Annotated in this window: 14 protein-coding genes and 1 pseudogene; 9 read left to right on the top strand and 6 right to left on the bottom strand. The window is 45.5% G+C overall.

The features are described 5' to 3' along the window. Nucleotides 1-250: 250 nt before the first annotated feature. Nucleotides 251-952, top strand: coding sequence for a DUF4079 domain-containing protein (locus QUA13_RS19780; protein WP_333201190.1), 702 nt, complete (start codon nt 251-253; stop codon nt 950-952). Between the two features lie 158 nt (nt 953-1,110). Here QUA13_RS19780 and QUA13_RS19775 read toward each other — a convergent pair whose 3' ends face one another. The 3 genes from QUA13_RS19775 to QUA13_RS19765 form a co-directional block, all read right to left on the bottom strand. Continuing rightward, nucleotides 1,111-1,989: a sugar ABC transporter permease gene (locus tag QUA13_RS19775; RefSeq protein WP_333201188.1), complete on the bottom strand. Its 879-nt coding sequence runs from the start codon at nt 1,987-1,989 to the stop codon at nt 1,111-1,113. Between the two features lie 255 nt (nt 1,990-2,244). Next, the gene (locus QUA13_RS19770; protein ID WP_333201186.1) at nt 2,245-3,708 is read right to left on the bottom strand and encodes a CIA30 family protein; all 1,464 of its coding nucleotides are present in this window, start codon (nt 3,706-3,708) and stop codon (nt 2,245-2,247) included. 123 nt (nt 3,709-3,831) lie between these two features. Then, a complete protein-coding gene (locus QUA13_RS19765) occupies nt 3,832-6,354 on the bottom strand; it encodes an ATP-binding protein (protein WP_333201184.1) in 2,523 nt (840 codons plus the stop codon). A 491-nt stretch (nt 6,355-6,845) separates the two neighbouring features. Here QUA13_RS19765 and QUA13_RS19760 point away from each other — a divergent pair, with 491 nt between their 5' ends. Further along, on the top strand, nt 6,846-7,235 hold the full coding sequence (locus QUA13_RS19760) for a hypothetical protein (protein WP_333201182.1): 390 nt from the start codon (nt 6,846-6,848) through the stop codon (nt 7,233-7,235). A gap of 124 nt (nt 7,236-7,359) precedes the next feature. Here the strand turns inward: QUA13_RS19760 and QUA13_RS19755 are convergent, their stop codons facing one another. Beyond that, a complete protein-coding gene (locus QUA13_RS19755) occupies nt 7,360-8,220 on the bottom strand; it encodes an Hpt domain-containing protein (protein WP_172184899.1) in 861 nt (286 codons plus the stop codon). Nucleotides 8,221-8,397: 177 nt separating this feature from the next. Beyond that, on the bottom strand, nt 8,398-9,324 hold the full coding sequence (locus tag QUA13_RS19750; protein WP_333201180.1) for a DMT family transporter: 927 nt from the start codon (nt 9,322-9,324) through the stop codon (nt 8,398-8,400). A 324-nt stretch (nt 9,325-9,648) separates the two neighbouring features. Here QUA13_RS19750 and QUA13_RS19745 point away from each other — a divergent pair. After that, nucleotides 9,649-10,509: pseudogene (locus QUA13_RS19745) on the top strand (SDR family NAD(P)-dependent oxidoreductase). Nucleotides 10,510-10,533: 24 nt separating this feature from the next. Here QUA13_RS19745 and QUA13_RS19740 read toward each other — a convergent pair. Further along, nucleotides 10,534-11,343, bottom strand: coding sequence for a calcium-binding protein (locus QUA13_RS19740; RefSeq protein WP_333201178.1), 810 nt, complete (start codon nt 11,341-11,343; stop codon nt 10,534-10,536). Between the two features lie 197 nt (nt 11,344-11,540). On the opposite strand from QUA13_RS19740, the gene QUA13_RS19735 reads away from it, so the two are divergent. The 6 genes from QUA13_RS19735 (at nt 11,541) to QUA13_RS19710 (ending at nt 20,369) form a co-directional block, all read left to right on the top strand. Continuing rightward, nucleotides 11,541-12,521 (top strand): ATP-binding cassette domain-containing protein, encoded by a 981-nt coding sequence (locus QUA13_RS19735; protein WP_333201176.1) that lies wholly within the window; start codon nt 11,541-11,543, stop codon nt 12,519-12,521. A gap of 79 nt (nt 12,522-12,600) precedes the next feature. Further along, nucleotides 12,601-13,389 (top strand): ABC-2 family transporter protein, encoded by a 789-nt coding sequence (locus tag QUA13_RS19730; RefSeq protein ID WP_333201174.1) that lies wholly within the window; start codon nt 12,601-12,603, stop codon nt 13,387-13,389. A gap of 431 nt (nt 13,390-13,820) precedes the next feature. Continuing rightward, nucleotides 13,821-16,385, top strand: coding sequence for a nitrite reductase large subunit NirB (nirB, locus tag QUA13_RS19725; RefSeq protein WP_333201172.1), 2,565 nt, complete (start codon nt 13,821-13,823; stop codon nt 16,383-16,385). A gap of 191 nt (nt 16,386-16,576) precedes the next feature. Beyond that, complete coding sequence (nirD, locus tag QUA13_RS19720) at nt 16,577-16,936, top strand: nitrite reductase small subunit NirD (RefSeq protein ID WP_172184911.1); 360 nt, start codon at nt 16,577-16,579, stop codon at nt 16,934-16,936. A gap of 216 nt (nt 16,937-17,152) precedes the next feature. Continuing rightward, on the top strand, nt 17,153-19,246 hold the full coding sequence (locus tag QUA13_RS19715; RefSeq protein WP_333201170.1) for a HEAT repeat domain-containing protein: 2,094 nt from the start codon (nt 17,153-17,155) through the stop codon (nt 19,244-19,246). Nucleotides 19,247-19,427: 181 nt separating this feature from the next. Next, entirely contained in the window at nt 19,428-20,369 is a 942-nt protein-coding gene (locus QUA13_RS19710) for a DNA methyltransferase (protein ID WP_333201168.1), read from the top strand. Nucleotides 20,370-20,616 lie beyond the last annotated feature (247 nt).

Below are 20,616 nucleotides of genomic sequence, written 5' to 3'. Positions count from 1 at the left end.
TAATTGCGTAATTGAGAAAGCTGTACCTCACCCAATTGACGACTGCTATATCTTGTTATCAATCAACATATTCGGTGAGTTACGCTTCATAAAGCGTTTTTGCAGTCAGGACTTCAGTTTTCTGTTGACCGATGAACAATTACTATTAGTCCTGACTACAAAATTACGGTGGTTAGATCGCCGGATATGATATTATGTATCGCAAAAACCGGGTTGATGAAGCCAACCCTCTTCAAGAAAAAGGTGCTGTATGGAATTTAAAGATTTTCTGGTTTTGGTGCATCCTATTTTAGCTGTAGCGATTGTTTTTCCTATGCTTGGTGTTGTTCTCAATATGGCGTGGCAAACTATGCAGCGTCGGAAGCAAATTGCGATCGACACCAAGAGCAAAATTCCACCTGTTGTGGGTCAAGAACACGTCAAAGCAGGTCGAATTTTGTCAGCTTCTGTGGTAGGAGTGACGTTGTTGGGTCTAGCCTACCCGATTTTTGAGCATATTTTGAGCAAGGATGTTTGGAGCAAAAACTCGTTTCAAGTCATTTTCATTGTGCTGATGTTTGTTGCAACTATCGCCTCTTTGGTGATGCTCTATCGAGCTACACCCGCTTTATGGCGCGGCATATTTGCCACCCTAACAGGTACTGGTCTGGTGATTCTTGGCACTCAAGATGGCGTTTATCGGCTAACCAATGAATGGTATTGGTCTCACTACTACATTGGCATCACCGCTGCGCTAATTATGGTTTTCTCCCTTGCGATCATTCAAGACATTTACAAAGACCGCTCAAATCGCTGGCGCACTATCCATGTCATCTTGAACTCGATCGCTGTGCTGCTCTTTCTGGGACAGGGAATGACTGGAACCAGGGATTTATTACAAATTCCTCTGAACTGGCAGAAACCCTATATTTATAGCTGTGATTTCGCCAATAAGACCTGCCCAAAGCCGTGAGCGATCGCATTACTTCGAGATTCCCGTCTTAAATTAGTAGAAATTAGAGCAATAAACCCGGTTTCTGAATGTAATAAAGTCCTAGGAGCAACAGGAGTGAGAACGAGAAACCGAGTTTATGATGCCCGGAGTGCCTCAGTCCTAATCAGTCATAAATCTTAATCATTGCGAGTCAAACCCTGAAGGCTAACTTGCAAAATCGACAAACCCAAAATTAGCAAAAACAAAACCAGCCCGATCGTACAAGCATAGCCAATTTCTAAATCATTAAAAGCCCGTTCGTAAAGATAATAAACAACAGTCTTAGAACTATTGCGCGGCCCGCCCTGAGTCATAATATAAACTTCTTCAAAAACCTTAGTAGCAGAAATCGCCGAAATTACCGCAACTAAAACTAAATAAGGCTTCATCAGCGGCACAGTAATATCCCAGTGCTTTCCCAAACCATCAGAACCATCAATAGCAGCCGCCTCATAAAGTTCAGCCGGAATAGCTTGCAGCCCTGCCAAATAAATCACCATGTAATAGCCCAATCCTTTCCAGATAGTAACTGCCATCACGCTAAAGATTGCTAACTTCGGATTAGCCAGCCAAGAAACAGGAGGTAAACCCAACAATTCCCCCAACTGATTCAGCAGTCCAGTCTCAGCAAACAGCCACTTCCAAGCAATCCCGGCGACAACCATTGAAATCACCGCCGGCGTGTAGTATGCTGCTCGAAACCAGTTCATCCCTTTAAGTTTTTGGTTGCACAAAATCGCCATTCCCAACGGTAGAACAACCAATACAGGCACAACGCAGGTGAGATAAAGCAGCGTATTCGTCAAAGTTTGCCAAAATGTGCGATCGCCCCACAACCTGTAAAAATTCTTTAAACCCACCCACTGCGGCATTTGAGTTAAATCATATTCGTAATTGGTAAAACTCAAATAAAAAGCTTGCACCGCCGGCCACAAAACAGTCAAACTCAAAATAAATATAGCAGGTAGCAAAAACAAATAAGGAGTTAAGTAGCGTCGGGAAAAAGTCACAGACATAAATTAGTTATTAGTTGTTGGTTATTAGTTATTTTACTCGTTAACAGGCTCTGCCTGGTAACGCAGATCCGGAGGCTCTGCCTCCAATTTTCCTACTAACAAGCGAGGCAGAGCCTCTGGACATTGGTTCCCAGGCTCAGCCTGGGAACCAGTTATTATTTCTTAGTCTGCGGAGGCAGACTTCGTTTGACAAGACGCGGTTTCAACCGCCGAGTAATAAGGGGAAACAAACTAATCAGCCCCTACAAACAATTGTTATTTAACTCCAGAAAACAAAGCCTGCCAGTCTCCGGGAGGACTGCCATTTTCCCCTTCTTTCACCTCAAAAGTAACGTTGCAAGCTTGAGGCTGTTCCAAAGCCTCCACGCACAATTCTGCAATATCTTCTCGACTGACTTTGCCCTTAATATTGTCTCCTTGCTCGAAGATTAAAGCTTTGCCTCCCGGTTCTTCAGTCAAAGCGCAGGGTCTGACAACAGTATAAGGTATGCCGCTCGATCGCACGCAATCTTCCCCTTTCAACTTCCAAGTCAAAATCCCCCCCAACATATCATTCATCCTGACGGCAGGCGGTTCTTCTTCCAAGTTAATTCCCGGGCGGCCCGGGCGGGTAACTCCTGCCGAACTCACCATCACAAATCGCGGCAAGTTCTGTCCGCCATCAGCTTTAATAGATTCTAACTCCAGTTGAAAAATACCAGGTGTAAATTTCGGGTTGAGCGCGCCGTCATATTCAAACTTGCTCAACATTAACTGAAAAGAAAAAATACTGCTGGCATCAAATTTCGAGCCATCTTTAACAGTTTTGGCGCGGAATACTGGAATTAACTCATCAAAAGGAACAGTGACAGTAATCCAGATATTGTAAACAGTATCAAACGAATAGCAATAGCCAATTCCATCCCATTTAGCTTCGCTGCGAACAATCAATTTGTAGCGCTTGCCGTCCCCTTTGACGCGCAGTTGGAGGCCGCTAAATCCTGCGAGGTTAAGCGGAGGATCGAAGTTGCGGGTACGCACGGAAGCAAAGCCGCCCGAGTTGGCAGTAGAAACATTGCCTGTGAAGATAGCTGTATTGTCTGTAAGTACGATCGAACTTTCGCTGGTGCCGCCCATCACGATGTCGTCGAGGGCACCCCAAGTTTCTTTTAAATCTTGGCTGGGTTTTGTGAAGTCAAAAATTGTTTTGTCGCCTGCTTTAATTAGCTGGCTGCGAACAGCTTGGACTAAATTATTGATGCCTTTGTATTCGACTATTTCGGGAACATCCACAACTTCCGGCATATAAAATTTGATGCCTTGGTAGTATTTTTCCCGATTTGGGGTGTCTCCTTCTACTGGTTGAACTTTGGTGCCGGTACAGCAGATAACTGCTTCTACGCCCTCGGTTACTAGCGGTGTTAGCGTCTCTGGGAGAGCGATATCTCCCTCGACTAATTCGACATTTTTGCCGAGAATTTCTGTTGCTCTTTTGGTATCTCTGACGAGGCAGCGTACTTTATATCCCCGCTGTTGCAGCCGCTTGACAACTCGCTTCCCGACGCCGCCGGTGGCACCGGCTACCAGTATCAGTTTGGGTTGGTCTTTTTTACTGTTGCTGCTGCTTCCAAACAGTTGTTGCAGCCAGCTAATGCTGCCAATGAAGGGAATGACGCCGAAATAAGCCAAGGTTTTGACAAACCTGCCGGCATCCCATTGGGCGGTTTTTTTTTCAGTCATAGTCGCTTCCTCAGAATTGGCTCAAATCTACTTAGCTGCTTTTGTATTTTAATCGCATTTTCGATTTTTGAATTTGGTGGATTCCTTAGCCTTCGGGATAGCTTCGCTAGCGCGGACTTTTTTTCACTTCACAATGGGTTTGGGATGAGTTTGGTTCAAGGGAATCTCAATAATCAACTCCGTTCCCTCTCCGGGGGCTGAAATGCAAGTCAATTTGCCGCCGTGTTGTTCCACCGCAATTTCGTGGCTAATCGTCAAACCTATCCCCGCACCTTTGCCCACCGGTTTTGTGGTAAAAAACGGCTCAAATATTTTCTGGCGAACTGTTTGGGTCATGCCCCAACCGTTGTCCTCGATCCGAACTGCTACCGCTTTTTCTCCCGGACAAACTTCAGTCACGATCCGAATTTGTCCCCACTTGACGGGCTCTTGTTCGCCCCCGTAGTGCGGCGATAAATTCTTGTTGACAAAAGCATCTTCGAGAGCATCAATTGCATTTGCCAGTACATTCATAAATACTTGGTTGATCTGAACTGCGTAACACTCAACCAAAGGCAGACAGCCGTATTCTTTGATGAGATGAATTGAGGGTCGATCGGGCTTCGGTTTGAGTCGGTTGCTCAAAATCAGCAAAGCGCTGTCCAATCCGTCGTGAATGTCAACGGGTTTAATCTCTGCTTCGTCAATTCTAGAGAAGTTTCGCAGCGACTGAACTATCTCGCGGATGCGGTTAGCACCTACTTTCATTGAACCCAGCAACTTCGGTAAGTCTTCAACTATAAACTCTAATTCAACAGCTTCTATTTGGGCTTGAATTTCTAGCGAAGGCGACGGATATTGTTGGTTGTAAAGCTCCAATAAATTGATCATTTTTTGACTGTATTCGTTGGCATAGCTAAGATTTCCGTAGATGAAGTTAATCGGGTTAGTGACTTCATAAGCTACCGCCGACACCAACTGTCCCAAACTAGACATTCTTTCGCTTTGCACCAATTGAGTTTGCGCCCGCTTAAGCTCGGACATCGCTGTTTTTAGATGAGCAGTTTTTTCGCGTTCTCTGGCTACTGATTCTTCTAGTGCTATATTTAATTTTTCGAGTTTGGCTACTTGGCGCAGCACTATATTAATCATTGCTTTTTTCAGTTGCAATGCAGCGTCTATTTCGCATTTTTTCCAAGGCAACGATTTGTACCTTACATTTTCTTTCCACAGCTCAAACGATTTCCTAGGAGATAGTCTCTGGCTGCCATTTTCCTCTATTTGAACTGGTTTGTTGGGGTTGCCAGCCCAATTTACTGTCTTAATTACTTCCGGGCGAAACCACAAAACATATATTTTCTGAGTCGGCGATATTGCTATGGCTAAACACCCGCTAGCCGTGTCTTTAAATTCCTCAGCTTCTGGATAGCATTTGGTCAGCGAGTCTGTATAAAATATTTCTTTATTTAAATGCTCTTGCACCCACTTAGTTAAGTATTTGAGCGATTCTTTCTGAGGTGTTTTCCCGACTGAATAGCAATTGTCTCCAAATATTATTGCTGCTCCCTGGGCGTTGACTGCTTCCAGCAAATTAGGCTGACATTTAACTAACACTTCTGACAAGTTTTCGGAGGTGGATATGTCTTCAAAAATCTTGGTTTGAATAGATTTTAAGTGTAATTTGTAGTCGTAGTCTTCGTTTCCTTCTTTTGATTGCAGTTCTAAGGACATTACTTGCCCGATAAATTCGCAGGCTGCACGCAATTCATAGTTGAGGTATCTTGGTGTATAGTGGTGGCAAGCAATCAATCCCCACAGTTTTTTGTCTTTGATTAACGAGATTGACATCGAAGCTACAACGCCCATATTTTGCAGGTATTCTATGTGAATGGGTGAAACGCTTCTCAACACGCTGAAACTGAGGTTTTGGGGCTGATTTGTAACAGCATTTTTTCCTGTAACAAGGGGGACTGGTTGATAATTAATATCTGGGATCAACCTCAGCCAATTTAACGAATACAGTTGTCTGGCTTGTTTGGGAATATCTGAACTTGGGTAGTTTAATCCCAAGAAAGGACTCAGCATTTCTGATTTGTCTTCAGCGATTACAGCGCCGTTGCCTTCGTGGTCAAATTGATAGACCATCACTCTATCAAAACCTGATATTTTTCTCACTTCTTCTACAGTTATTTGAGATAATTCCTTGAGATTTGGGGCGCTTTGAATTTTGCTGATAGTGGCTCTCACTGAATGATAAAAACTAAAAACAGAAAGATTTTCTGGGCTGGTGGCTAATTCCAACTCGACCATCAATACTTCTTCTACTCGGTGGAGGATGCAGTCAAATTCTAAATATTTACCTTTGTTTATGACAGAGAGTTTAATGGGATTAACGGTTTTTAAGTTTTCATTACACAAACAAAGCTTGAGTTTTTTTAGTTGAACTCGATTGAAGAATAAGCTCAAATTTCGACCGATCGCACTTTCTGCATCTACTCCTAACAAATGTTGCGTATTTTCGCTGGCTTGCAGTATTTCTAGTTGAGGTTCTCGTACAACAAGTAGCACCCCGTGCGGCTGAATGTGTCCCGATAGGTGAATGGGTTCTCTGTCGCAATTTGTCAAGTCAACTTCTTCGAGTGCGGGAATTGTGATTTGTCGATCCATTTTCTTTATTTTCCGCTGTAAAAATTTGAGAGGGTTCTATTGATTAGAGATTTGAGAGCAAATTGGCTTTTCCATAATCTCATATTGTTCGATCGCATAACGGCTCGAAACCTGGAGTGACGCTAGCAATCATCCGAGAATCAGCGAGTCGAAAATGATGGAGTCGAAAATCAGCCTGCCGTTGTATTGCTGTTCGAACGGTGCGGGTATTCTATATATTTTACGATATTTTACGGAGTTGGCTCTTCTATACTATCGATCCCCGATGTTAATTATCGCAGCAATTCTTGCCATTCTTCAAGAAGTTTTAATGATTTTTCACAAATTTAATATTTGTCGTAAAAATTTACCTGCAGGAAAAGGGGCAGAGAAATGAGTCTCCAGAGCGGCCTACTGAGGAAAATATTAAGTTAAAGTAAGGGTGACACGATCTAAAAGTCAAGTCACGTTAAGCTCTTTAAGTATATCCAACAGGCCCGACAATTAGACTAATGCTCGACTTCAATACAGTTACTGAGTTTTCTCATACCTACTGCATAGCTATCTGTGCCTTTTTAGTTCCGGCAAACTTGCTGACTACTTTGCAGACAGCGATTTTCACAGGGCTAAAGCGACCTCGAATGCAAGTTTGGGCGTCTGTGATTGTGGCAAGCCTTTGGGCGACAGCAATGATACTTCACGTTTTTACCTGGTTCGCCATCGGGGTAGTAATGCTTCCGACATATATCTTGCTAGTTATGGCAATTACTTGTCTGGCTATTAATATCTGGGCGATCGCTCATCCTGCCAGCCTGATGCAATTAATTCGACTAGCGGTATCAGTTGTTAGGGGAGCTTTCAGAAGGAAAAAGGATTTACTTATTTGGGAGAGAAGGATTTAGTTATCTAGGAACTCAAAAAGAATTTGGCCGGGGGTAGTGTGAAAGATGTCAGGGAGAATATTGGTTTGAGAAGAAAGTTTTCCCTGGTTCCAAATCTGGGCTCACAGTCCAGATTTTCTACTACTTATTCCGGTTCGCGATCGCGACAATCTTCTGTTTCCGGGCCGCGGGGATGGATCGTGCAGTTGAGCAGGTAGCCGCCGTCGCTTCTGCCGTAATAATAGCGGCATCCGGTGCAAATTGCCGGAGGTTCGATCGCCCTTTGGTAAACCGGATAATCTCGATTTGCCAGCAGTGAAAAGTCGCGCTGCGTCTGAACAGTCCCGATAATAGCGCCTGAGAGTTCGACAGCTTGGCGGATGTTTTCGATCCTGCTGTTAAGCGGCAGGTAAATGTCAATATAAAGGCGTATGCCCAAGTCTGCCTGCTCGTGGCGGGTAATAATGCCTCCGAGCAAACCGACGCGCGAGGCAATAGCCGAGGAAAATTCGCCCAGTGAAGTGCAGTAACCGGAGAAAACGTGAATGTGTTCGTCCGTACTAGCTCTGACAGTCACACGAGTGGGAATGAGCACTCTCAGGTAAGCGTCGAGTTCGTCAAAAACCGGTTCCGCGAGGGAGAGCATTTGGTTTGCGTCTTCGTGGTCGATCCCAAAACCCTTGGAAACCTTGGACACGAGCGCTGCTAAAATATCAAAAACTTCGATTAACAGCGATTGCAGCCTGCTATCAACGGCGATCGGACATTCTCGGAGCAGTTTTAAATAATCCTCCAAGCGATGGGCAATTCGCTGAATGCTGCTAAATCCCAGCATAGCGGCTCCCTCTTTAATCGACTGCGAGGCTCGGATCAGGTGGTGTATCCTTTGGGGGGGAGCTGCCACGGTGTTTTGCAGGCCCTGCAAGCCTTGTTCGATGATTTGGATGTATTCTGTTGCTTCATCGAGAAAGTAGCCGATGATGCGCTGTAGTTGTTCTGGCAGCATAATTTTATTCTCCGAAAGACCCCCGAGTATCATTAGTCATTAGTTATTAGTCATTACTCAGACATTTGATAGTTTGGAAGCGATATTTAAATGATGAGTTATTTTTGTTTTTAAGGCCTAATCAGTTTTATTCTGACTCACGGCCACTGTACTGGCAATGTTGAAAAATGTTAACTCTTAACTGTTGACTGTGATTTTTTTTGCTCCGACGGTAGCGGTTGCTACCCCCAACAGCAGCACCGCAGCACCTGCGAGTACCGTCGGCCCGGGCACTTCCCCAAAGAGCAAATAACCCAAACAACTCGCCCCAACAGGTTCAAACAAGATCGCAAGAGTTACCAGAGTTGGGGAAATTTGCACTACGGCCCAGTTCAAAATGGTGTGGCCGACTAATTGAGGCAAAGCGGCCGTTAACAAAATATAAAAATATACAATGTGCGAATAATTAGTATAACTGGTGCCGAAGGCGAGGGGGAGAGGCAGCAGGACGATCGCAGCAACAGTATAGGCGATCGCGATATAGCCACCAATTCCCAGTCCCCGCCGCTGAGCTTCCCGGCCCAGCAGCAAATACAAGCTGACGGCCCAGGAACCAGCCAGAGCAAGGAAATCGCCCAGCAGTTGGCTGCTGCCGGCATTGGCTGCGCCCGCGCTTCCCAGGGCGATCCCCATTCCCCCAGCAAGCGCTATAGTAATGCCAACGATCGACATTTTGCTGAGTTTTTCCCCGAACCAGAAGCGCGACAAAAGCGCTACCCAGACAGGATTAGTGGTGACGAGGGCAGTTGAGGCGGCGATCGAAGTATAAGAAAGTGAGGTTATCCAAAGGGCGAAGTGCAGGGCGAGACACAAACCCGCAGCAGCAGCATAGCGCCGAGCTCCCGGTTGCAGGGCGTTCCACTGAATTTTCGGCCAAGCCGGAAGCAGAATTAAAGCAGATAAACTCAGGCGAGAGGCGGCGAGTACCAGACTGAAACCGAAGCCGCCCGCACCTGCTGAAATGTTCGCCAGCCGAATTAAGATTGAGGAAGTTGAGACGGCTAAAACGCCGATAATTAACACTAGGACGATCGACCAATTCGGCGGTTGTTTCGGAAGATTCATTTTTTAGGCATTGGGCATTGGGCATTGAGCATTGGGAAAATTTACAAAGCAATTTTCGCACAAATTATGAATATTTTCTATTTTCTTCTTTTCCTCTCCTCTTCTCTCTTCCTTCGCGACAAGAGCGCTTACGCGCCGCTTCGCTAACGCGACAAAAGCGGTTCGTAAAAAAAGCCCGATCGCGAATTATTAAAAATTGGTTTAATTAAGAAAAACTATCTATATAAAGTGAGCTAAAAAGCCCCTTACTTCTGTTAGAGTTTCAAGAGCGCCGGAAACGATTTTCCCACTTAAAATTTATAACTATCTATAGATCCTAAAGTTTTGATTGCAGGCGCTTCTCAAGGAAGCGGCAAAGCAACAGCAATTTTATTTGCAAGTAAAGGTTACGATGTGGTGATGGTGACCCGCCAGCCAGAGAGATTGGCAGCAGCAGCGGCTCAAGTGCAGCGAGAAGGCACTTCGGCTGTTGCTATTGGGGGGGATGTTGGCGACATTCAACAAGTGCGCGCGATCGTCCAAAAAGCCCTAGATTCCTGCGGCAGCATTGATGTTTTGGTTAACAAAGCTGGCATTTGTCTCGCGGGGGCGATCGAGCAAACTACCTCCGAAGGCTGGCAGCAATTAATGAATACCAATTTTTGGGGCTGCGTTAACACAATTCAATAAATTTTGCCACATTTTCTGGAACGAAAAACAGGGACAATAGTCAATGTTGGTTCCATTGGCGGCAAAATGCCTTTGCCTCAAATGACTGCTTATTGCGCCAGCAAATATGCAGTAACGGGTTTAACAGAAACTTTGCGATTGGAATTAGCGCCTCAAGGTATTCACGTTTGCGCCGTCCACCCGGGCCTGATTAACAGCGATTTTTTAGAAAGAGTTCAATTTCGCGATCGAGACGAGCCCGCAGTCGAATTGCGCCACCAGAAAATGAGCCAAATGCTAAAATCTGACTGGGCAAATCAGCCGAAAGATATTGCTCAAGCTATCTGGGATGCTGTAAAAAATCATCGTGCAGAAGTTACCGTCGGCCCTGCTTTTTTGGTTGGCGTCGGAAGCTTATCGGTTGTTCCCCGGTTTGATGCAGTGGGCAATGGAAAAGGGCAACTGAAGAACAGGCAAGATGCCCGTTCCACAAAAAAAACTCAGTTTTTGTGGAACAGGCATCTTGCCCGTTATTAAGAGATAATTAATCAATTAGCTGCTTCAAAGCAAAGAATTAGCATTAATAAAACGGTCGTTTAAATCGGCTGGGGTCACGTTCAACACAGTCCCCAACAAAGCATTAGTAAAACCGAATCTAATATTAGTAGCTTCTACGCGGCCATTGCCATCGGGATCGAGACTTCGCTGCGAGATACCGCCCTTGGCTAACAAACTCGTTCCTCCCGATATATTTGCAGGATCTATCAGCAGCAGTCTCGGATCGTTCAAGCTATAACTTACCTCTTCTAAAGAGATATTGCTGCTCGTAAATGCCACGCTAATTCCAATCGAATCGCTAGATTTATCAAAATCCACAATTACCGCGTCAGGAACTTCAATTCCAGCTACTCTGCTTCCCGCTTGATCGACTCGAAAAACAAAGACATCGCTCCCCCCACCACCTTGGTAAATATCCACCTCTCTGTCGCCAATTAAAGTATCGCTGCCTTCACCGCCAACTAACAAATCAACACCTTGTCCACCGCGCAGCAAATCATTTCCCGCACCGCCATCAAGGAAATCGCTATTTCTATCTCCTGTCAAGAAATCCTCGCCAGTTTCTCCTAACACATCGTCATCATCTTTGCCACCGTAAATAGAATCACTGCCGACACCGCCTAACAGACTGTCTTTACCATCGTTGCCGAAAATCCGTTCTGCATCTGACGATCCCCTGACAGTATCATTGCCGCCCAGCATCCAAACTCCCCCAGGAAAACTAGCAAGTTGTCCTGGTGCCAGTGTAATATTTTCAGAAGAATTGTCTCCTACCAAACGAGAGATGTCTGAATTATCTGGGGTGAGTACCATAGTTGTAAAGTTTGTGCGATGCGATCGTGGATATTTTGCAATATTCTACAGCTTAGTACGGTGTGCCAGAACAGAGTTACTTTATCTGAGCGATCGAGCAATCGCTGGCGCACCCTACTAGACAGCTCTATGGATTCATCTTGGCACAAGCCTGATAGAAGTATCCTAGATTAAAATAAAAGTTAAAATTTGAGCCGATGCCAATTATCTTAGTTGAAGACTTGAGCAAAGTTTATCCGGTAGCGATTAAAGAACCGGGACTTAAAGGAACAGTGCGGCACTTTTTTAACCGCACTTACCGCAATGTTAAAGCTGTTGAGGGCGTTTCTTTCAGTATTGAACCTGGGGAAGTGGTGGGGTTTCTCGGCGCTAACGGTGCGGGCAAAACTACTACGCTGAAAATGCTGACTGGTTTGATTTATCCGTCTGTTGGTACTGTGAGAGTGTGCGATCGTACTCCTTTCCGTCGCGAAGCAGATTTTCTGCAAAGAATCACGTTAGTGATGGGGCAGAAACAGCAGTTAATTTGGGATTTACCCGTGCTTGACTCTCTGCGAATCAATGCTGCTGTCTACGGCATTCCCGATAAAGATTATCGGCGGCGAGTCGGAGAATTGACAGAAATGCTGTCACTAGAAGGCAAATTAAATCAGGCGGTGCGCAAGCTTTCTTTAGGCGAACGCATGAAAGCTGAATTGATGGCGGCGCTGCTGCACCAGCCGGAGGTATTATTTTTAGATGAACCGACTTTAGGTTTGGATATAAACGCACAGTTTAGCGTCAGGCAATTTCTGCGAGAATATAACGATCGCTATCAAGCAACGGTGCTGTTGACGAGCCACTACATGGCTGACATTACTGCTTTGTGCAAGCGCGTTTTATTGATCCATGAAGGGCAATTAGTTTATGATGGCAGTTTGGACGGATTGCTCGACAGGTTTGCACCTTATCGAGAAGTTCAGGTAGAATTAGCCCATCCGCTGGCAAAAGATAGCGCTTTTGCTTACGGGGAGGTAGAATCAATTGAGGGAAATTCAGTACGTTTTTTGGTCAAAAGGGAAGAGCTGACGGTGAGCGTGGCGAAGATTTTGGCGGACTTGGACGTGATAGATTTGACTGTTACCGATCCGCCAATTGAAGAGGTAATAGGTAGAGTTTTTCGCACGGGAAAAGTGTAGCATAATTCACGGATAAATTCTATTTTTAGGGTGCGCATTGCGCACCTTAATGTTGACCCATTAAAAAACTAAGATTGACATGAAACGATTCATCAAAATTGCTAAAACTTTGCTAGTTACCTACTACGCTTATATGCTCGAATACCGGGCAGAATTGTTGTTGTGGGCGCTGTCTGGAGCTTTGCCATTTATCTTGATGGGTGTCTGGATGCAGGCGGCCGAAACTGGTCAATTTGGGCTGAAGTCGATCGACTTTGCCCGTTATTTTTTAGCCACTTTCATTGTCAGGCAAATAAATGTAGTTTGGGTAATTTGGGAGTTTGAAAAGGAAGTAGTGCAAGGCAGGCTATCTAATAGATTGTTGCAGCCTCTCGATCCCGTATGGCACCACTTTGTATCTCACGTTTCCGAAAGGTTTGCGAGGCTGCCCTTTGTATTCGGATTGGTGCTGCTGTTTTTTGCACTTTATCCGCAGGCTTTTTGGCTGCCGAATTTGGGCAGGTTTTTGCTTTTTTTGTTGGTTGTCGTCTTGGCTTTTTGCTTGCGGTTCCTGATACAGTATACCTTTGCGCTGTTTGCTTTTTGGCTGGAGAGGGCAAGTGCGATCGAACAATTTTGGCAGTTGATGTACCTGTTTTTATCGGGAGTTATCGCGCCGCTAGAAGTGTTTCCCGCACCCGTGCGCGAAGTAGTTTTGTGGACGCCGTTTCCTTATTTGATTCATTTTCCCGCTTCCATCTTGATCGGATTACCCGTAGATGTGGGCCGCGGTTTGTTGATGATGCTGGGTTGGGGTGCGGTGTTTTTTGTGTGGAATCGCTGGCTTTGGCGGCAGGGTTTGAAGCAGTATTCGGGCATGGGAGCTTAAATAATAATTAAAAATTAGAAAACTGTAATGTGCGTCACAGTAAGATGTTAATCGTTTTGTCAAAAACACTTACTTGACGCACCCTACTTAACTGCGGAGTAAATCTAAAATCTAAAATCTAAAATCTAAAATCTAAAATCGACTGACGCACCCTACTTAACTGCGCAGTAAATCTAAAATCTAAAATCTAAAATCGACTGACGCACCTACTTAACTGTGGAGTAAATCTAAAATCTAAAATCTAAAATCTAAAATCTAAAATCGACTGGCGCACCTACTTAAGTCGATCGCAGAGATCATGCAAAAATGCAATCGATAGTATTCGACAATTGCATAAACATCCATTTTTTGTATCTCTAAGTACAAAATTTTACCATAAAGTCTTATATTAATAAACCCAACGACTGATAAACGGGATAAAAGAGATTCTAATGACAGCCAAAAAAAACCTCATTGTAATCGGCAATGGCATGGTAGGTCACAAGTTCCTAGAGTTAATGGTCAACTCAGACGCTGCCAAACACTGGAATTTAATTACTTTCTGTGAAGAACCGCGCGTTGCTTACGATCGCGTAAACCTCAGCGGATTTTTCTCTGGCAAAACAGCAGGAGATTTATCTTTAGTTGCACCTGGATTTTATCACACAAATGACATAAAGCTTCACATCGGCGACAAAGCAGTAGCCATCAATCGGGAACAGAAAACAGTCTCTTCAGCCAATGGTTTAGAAGTTCCCTACGACAAAATTGTTCTCGCGACCGGTTCCTATCCATTTGTACCGCCCATTAAAGGCAAAGACGCTACAGGGACTTTTGTTTACCGGACAATTGACGACCTGGAGTCGATGTCAGATTACGCTAAAAATTGCAAAATTGGCGTAGTAATTGGCGGCGGTTTGTTAGGTCTAGAATGTGCTAACGCTATCCAAAATATGGGCTTAAAAACTCACGTTGTTGAGTTTGCATCGCGGCTGATGCCCGTGCAAGTTGACGAAATTGGCGGTGCGATTCTCCGCAGCAAAATAGAAGAGTTGGGAGTTTCGGTTCACACCAGCAAATCTACAACAGAAATTGTTAGCGAAGATGGCAAAGTTACTAAAATGCTGTTTGCTGACGGTTCGGAATTAGCAACAGATATGATTGTCTTTTCTGCTGGCATTCGCCCCCGCGACGAAATTGCCATAAGTTGCGGTATAGAAGTAGGAGAACGCGGTGGCATAGTCATAAATGATAGCTGCCAAACATCCGATCCTGACATTTATGCGATCGGAGAATGCGCGCTTTATCAAAATCGTATATACGGCTTAGTTGCGCCTGGGTATACAATGGCAAGCGTAGCGGCAGATATTTTGAGCCGTGCAGCGGATGACGGGCAAGATGCCCGTCCCACAAGCAATTTTACAGGTGCGGATATGTCCACTAAACTCAAACTTTTGGGAGTGGATGTTGCTAGTTTTGGAGATGCTTTTGCTAAGTCCGCAGGTGCTAAAGAAATTGTTGTTGCTGATACCTTCCAAGGCATTTACAAAAAGTTAGTTTTAAATCAAGACGGCAGCCGCATTTTAGGCGGAATTCTCGTAGGAGATGCCTCAGCTTACGGCACTTTGCTGCAATTCATGCAAAATGAAATTGCTCTGCCGCCGCATCCTGAAGATTTGTTAATGCCACCGCGATCGGGGGCAGCATCTGCTGGCTTGGGTGTGGACAGTTTGCCGGATTCGGCTCAAATTTGTTCTTGCAATAATGTTACCAAAGGGCAGATTTGTGAAGCGATTCGCGATCGCAATTTAACTGATGTCCCCAGCGTCAAAAAATGCACTCAAGCTGGTACGGGCTGCGGCGGCTGCGTGCCTTTGGTGACGGATATCTTCAAGTCGGAGATGAAAAAAGCTGGGTTCGCCGTCAAAAATCATCTCTGCGAACATTTTGAATATTCCCGTCAAGAATTGTACCATTTGGTGCGTTCTCAAGAGATTAAAACCTTTGAAGAGTTGATTGAAAGACACGGCAAAGGTAAGGGTTGCGAAATTTGCAAGCCTGCTGTTGGTTCGATGCTGGCTTCTACTTGGAATGACCATATTTTAGAGAAGCCTCACGTCGGTTTGCAAGATACGAACGATTACTTTTTGGCAAACATTCAGCGAGACGGTACTTATTCGGTGGTGCCCCGAATACCGGGGGGAGAAATCACGCCGGATAAGTTGATTGTTTTGGGGGAAGTTGCCAGGGATTTTGGGCTTTATACTAAGATTACTGGCGGGCAACGGATTGATTTGTTTGGGGCTCGGGTGGATCAATTGCCCCATATTTGGCGTCGCTTAATTGATGCGGGATTTGAGTCTGGACACGCTTACGGTAAGGCTCTGCGTACTGTAAAATCTTGTGTGGGTAGCACTTGGTGCCGCTTTGGGGTGCAGGATTCAACGAGTTTGGCGATCGAAGTTGAATTGCGGTATCGCGGTTTGCGATCGCCCCACAAGCTCAAATCTGCTGTCTCTGGCTGCACTCGCGAATGCGCGGAAGCTCAAAGCAAAGATTTTGGGATAATTGCGACAGAGAATGGTTGGAATTTGTACGTGTGCGGCAACGGCGGCATTAAGCCGCAGCACGCGGTTTTGCTGGCGACGGATATCGATAAGGAAACTTTGATTAAGTATATCGATCGATTCTTGGTTTTCTACATCCGCACGGCAGACAGATTGGAACGCACTGCTACTTGGTTTAACAAGCTTGAGGGCGGAATTGAATACTTAAAACAGGTGATTATTGAGGATTCTCTGGGCATTTGTGCTGAGCTGGAAGGGCAGATGGAACATTTAGTGAATACTTATCAATGCGAGTGGAAAACGACGATTGAAGACCCGCAAAAGGTGCAGCGGTTCCAGCATTTTGTGAATTCCGATTTGCCCGATCCGAGTATTGTTCGTGTTGCGGAACGGGGACAAACGCGGCCTCCTTACGAATATGAAAAGGCTCTGGCTGGAGTTTCGGAATAACCCCTCCCCAGCCCTGCCCTTGCATCAGGGGAGGGAGCAAGATTTAATCTCGTTTAATCTCGTTCCCAGGCTCTGCCGGGGAATGAATTCCCGGAGGCTCTGCCTCCTCGATCCGTCAGGCAAAGCCTCGAAACCTACGTTCCCAGCCGGAGACTGGGAACGAGATTAAAGTAAATTAACAGGAAAAGAAGATGGTTCAATCATTACAAGTTTCGGATACTGTGACTACTTGGGTAGATGTGTGTTCTCTGGATGCGATCGCCCCGAATACGGGAGTTTGCGCTTTAGTTGCAGGGGAACAAGTGGCAGTTTTCCGAGTGGGAAACGGGGATGAAGTTTATGCGCTTAGCAATTACGACCCGTTTAGCAAAGCTTTTGTGTTGTCGCGGGGACTTGTGGGCGATCGCAGCGGCACTTTGAAAGTTGCTTCTCCGATTTACAAGCAGAATTTTAGCTTGGCTACGGGTCAGTGTTTGGACGATGAAACGGTAAAAATTCCGACTTTTACGGTTCGGGTGGCAGCCGATCGCGTCCAAGTAGCTGTTAGCTAGATTGCGCTGCTCAATTTTTCGATCGCCATCCGCCAATACCTAACATTCCTGTGGGTAGGGGCGGATTTTGCATTAGGATGCGACCGAGCAAGTAGTTTTGGTATAAAATGGAGTCGATCGGCGACCTACTCCAGGAAAGCTTAAGAAACTCTAAACTAATACTGGATCTGGTTTCGGATTTTTAATGCAAACAAACTCGATGGGCAGGATATCGGTATGTTCTTAAAAAAACTTGTTTCCGAAAATAATCCCCAGACAGTGGCAGAGTTAATCCACGCGCAACTCAAAATCGGTCTACTGACTTGGAGCGAACTCAACACACAAGTTTTCTGCCAGCACTGGCGGGACGAATCTTTGCACGAAGTTCTCAGAGAAATTGCAGCCAAGCTCGACAAAGAAACAGCCAGCGAAATTATAGAATATTTGACAGCTCAAAACGGTCAAGAAGAAAAATTTATTAATTTGTTTTTAGCAGCGCAATGCCTGTTAAAAGTTAAAAATGGCGTTAAAAAAACAACAGAAAAAAAACTGTTAAAGGCCTTAAAAAAGTTATCGCAATACGGCACGGGTTTCCTGATTCTTTATCAAAGCGCTCAAGAATGGCAGGAAACTTATCAAATTCGCGATCGATCGATCGCCGCGATCGCCCAAACTTGGAAAAACGACCCGCAAACTCTGCCCTGGCTGAAAATACTCGCTCACTCCAGCGATTGCGGCGAAGTCCGGGCCACAGCAGTCAAAGCAATAGCCCGCGGTTGGCCAGACCAGCCAGAAATTTACCTGATGCTCAAAAACCTCGCCCAATCCGATCGAAGCTGGGCAGTGCGATCGACCTGTGTGCGAGAAATGGCTTGTGGTTGGGCAGACACCAGCGATACCTTGCCGCTGCTGACTGCCTTGGCTCAGTTCGATCAAAGTCCCGCAGTCCGCACCGCAGCACTGGAAGAGTTAGCCTCTAATTGGCCCGATCGCACAGATACCTTACTGTTGCTGAGAACCGCCGCCGAATACGACGAAAATTTGGGAGTGCGAGTCGCAGCGTGGCAAGAAATAGCCAGACGTTGGCACAGCGTTTTAGGCACGGCGTCCCTCCTCCAAAACCTTGCCCAGACAGGAAGTTCTATCCTGCGAACAGTAGCGGTGCGGGAGTTGGCAGCGGGCTGGCCCGCGGCGGCAGACGTTTGCCTGCTGCTGAAAACCCTAGCCGAATCCGACAGCAGCAAAGAAGTGCGGACAGCAGCCTTAGAAGAATTAGCCTCGCACTGGCCCGGCGAACCAGACATTTACCCGCTGCTCAAAAATCTCGCCGAGTCCGACGAGAGTTCGAGCGTCAGGCGGTCAGCAGTGGAAGCAATTGCCTCTGGCTGGCCCTTGAACCCCGAAACTCTAACTTTTTTGAAAAATATAGCATTGAGCGATCGCGACGCCGACCTGCGAGAAATAGCCCTACAACAGATAGCCGCAGGTTGGCCCGACCACCCAGAAACCCTGCCCCTGCTGCAAAAAATAGCTGATTCCGAGGATTACTGGAGTGTGCGGCAAGTAGTAGTGGAAGCTGTCGCCGCACTGCCGTCAGCAAGTCTCGAAGTCTTTGCCTGGTTGCAAAATCTCGCCGAGTCAGACAGACACCTGAACGTCCGAGAAACTGCTGTGGAAGAGATAGCAAGACGCTGGTCTCACCGGGGCGAGACGCTGCCTTTCCTCAAAAGCCTGGTCGAGTCGGAGCAAGATTCTCACTTGCTGAGCGTGCTGGTGCGGGAAATAGCGCGGCGATGGCTAGACGAGCCGGAAACCTTGCCGTGGTTGAAAATTCAGCTTGATTCTGGGGAAGCGCTGGTGCGGCAAGCTGCGGTGCAGGAAGTCGCTCGCAACTGGCTTTCGGGTGCTGAAACTTGGAGGATGCTGGAGGCTAAAGCACAGGGCGATGAGAGTCCCGCTGTCAGGCAAATCGCTTTGCAAAAGTTAGCCCGGGGGTCGACAAATCAGTCTCAAACTTTCGAGTGGCTGAAAATTAGAGCTCAAGAGGATGAAGATTCGCAGGTGCGGGCGATCGCCCTGGTAGAGTTAATGCGGGGATGGAAAGACGAGCCGGGAATGTTTGAGTTTTTGCGCGATCGAGCCTTGAGCGATGTTGACAGTCAAAACGGTTCTTTTCCTTACAATCCCAGGTTTACAGCACTCGAAGCGATTATTGAACATTATCCCGAAAATCCGGGAGTTGTGCCGTTGTTGCGATCGCTTGCAGTTTCCGACACCGACGAGCAAGTGCGGTCCTTAGCGGGTCGCCACCTGCGCAGCCAAGATTGGTAAACAAAAACAATCCTTTAGACATTTCCGAAAATTAATTGTGATGATAAGAAACCATGACACAGCCAGTCATTTTATAAAAATTAGAAGAACTGCCTGAGTCTTTTGAGACAGAAGTGCTTCATTCTAGTTGACCGCTCCCAAAAGAATACTATAAGTATCATATTGATTAACTGCCTGACTAATGAAAAAAACTCCCTCAAATGAAGTTTTGATTGGCGACTGTCGTGAAGTGATGAAGGCATTGCCAGAAAATTATGTTTCTGCATGTATTACTGACCCACCTTACAATTATGAATTTATTGGTCATAAATGGGATGACTCAGAAATTCAAAGGCGTATTGAAAGAGTCAATGGCAAGGGAAATAAAACCCTTGTTAAAAACATTCCTTATGGCAGTGGTTTAGCTGGTGGAGTCAGAAATAAAAAATGGTATCAAAGGAATCGTAACAACATTCTAGAGTATGAGAAGTGGTGCTTTGATTGGGGGGAGCAGCTTTTTCGTATCTGCAAACCGGGTGCGACAGTTTTAGTTTTCAACAGTACACGAACTGTTGCTCACGTGCAAGTAGCACTTGAAAGTGCTGGTTTCTATGCGAGAGATATTCTTGTTTATAAAAGATCGAGCGGTATCCCTAAAGGTGTCAATATCAAACAACAGTTGGAGAAAAAAGGATATGAAAATTATGAAAAATGGGATGGTTGGCACAGTTGCCTGAGGAACGAATGGGAAGCAATCTGCGTACTTCAAAAACCACTGGTCAATAATTACTTGGAAACTCTACAGGAGTATGGTACTGGTCTATTTTATACTAAAGATCAGTTCGGTGGTTTTCAGTCAAATATTTTAGAAGGTATACATCGTGAGAAAAACGAGGAGTTTAACGTCCATTGCACAGTTAAACCAATTGCTCTAATGAGAAAGCTTGTCGAAATATTTGTACCGCGTTTAGAAAATTCTCTTCTAATCGATCCTTTCGCAGGATCGGGAACCACATTGCTGGCGGCGCAAGAATTTGGCATTAGGTATGTTGGTATTGAAATAGTACCTGACTACATAGAGATTATAAACAAGCGCCTTGATAGTTTCAGCGGTATACAGGGAATTCTCCCACTTTTCCAATAAGAAATGACTTTAAATCAAACCCGCTTATTGTTTGTAGAAACTCAAACGAATCGTCCCCAGTGTAAACTTTCCAAGTTCCTACTTGGCACGCTGTAATAGCTGCGGGCAAATTATCTTGTCTAAGTATTAAAAATACGGGATCGTAATTATAAGTACGAAGTAGTGGACCATACAGCAGATTGCAGGTTTATAGATGACAGTAACAGCATTTAGTAAACCAGTTTTTTAAATGTTGAGGATTTATTAA

Origin of the sequence: Microcoleus sp. S28C3 (genome assembly GCF_036700785.1) — a bacterium.
Taxonomy (GTDB): domain Bacteria; phylum Cyanobacteriota; class Cyanobacteriia; order Cyanobacteriales; family Microcoleaceae; genus Microcoleus; species Microcoleus asticus.
This window is presented reverse-complemented; position numbering and strand designations above follow the sequence as displayed.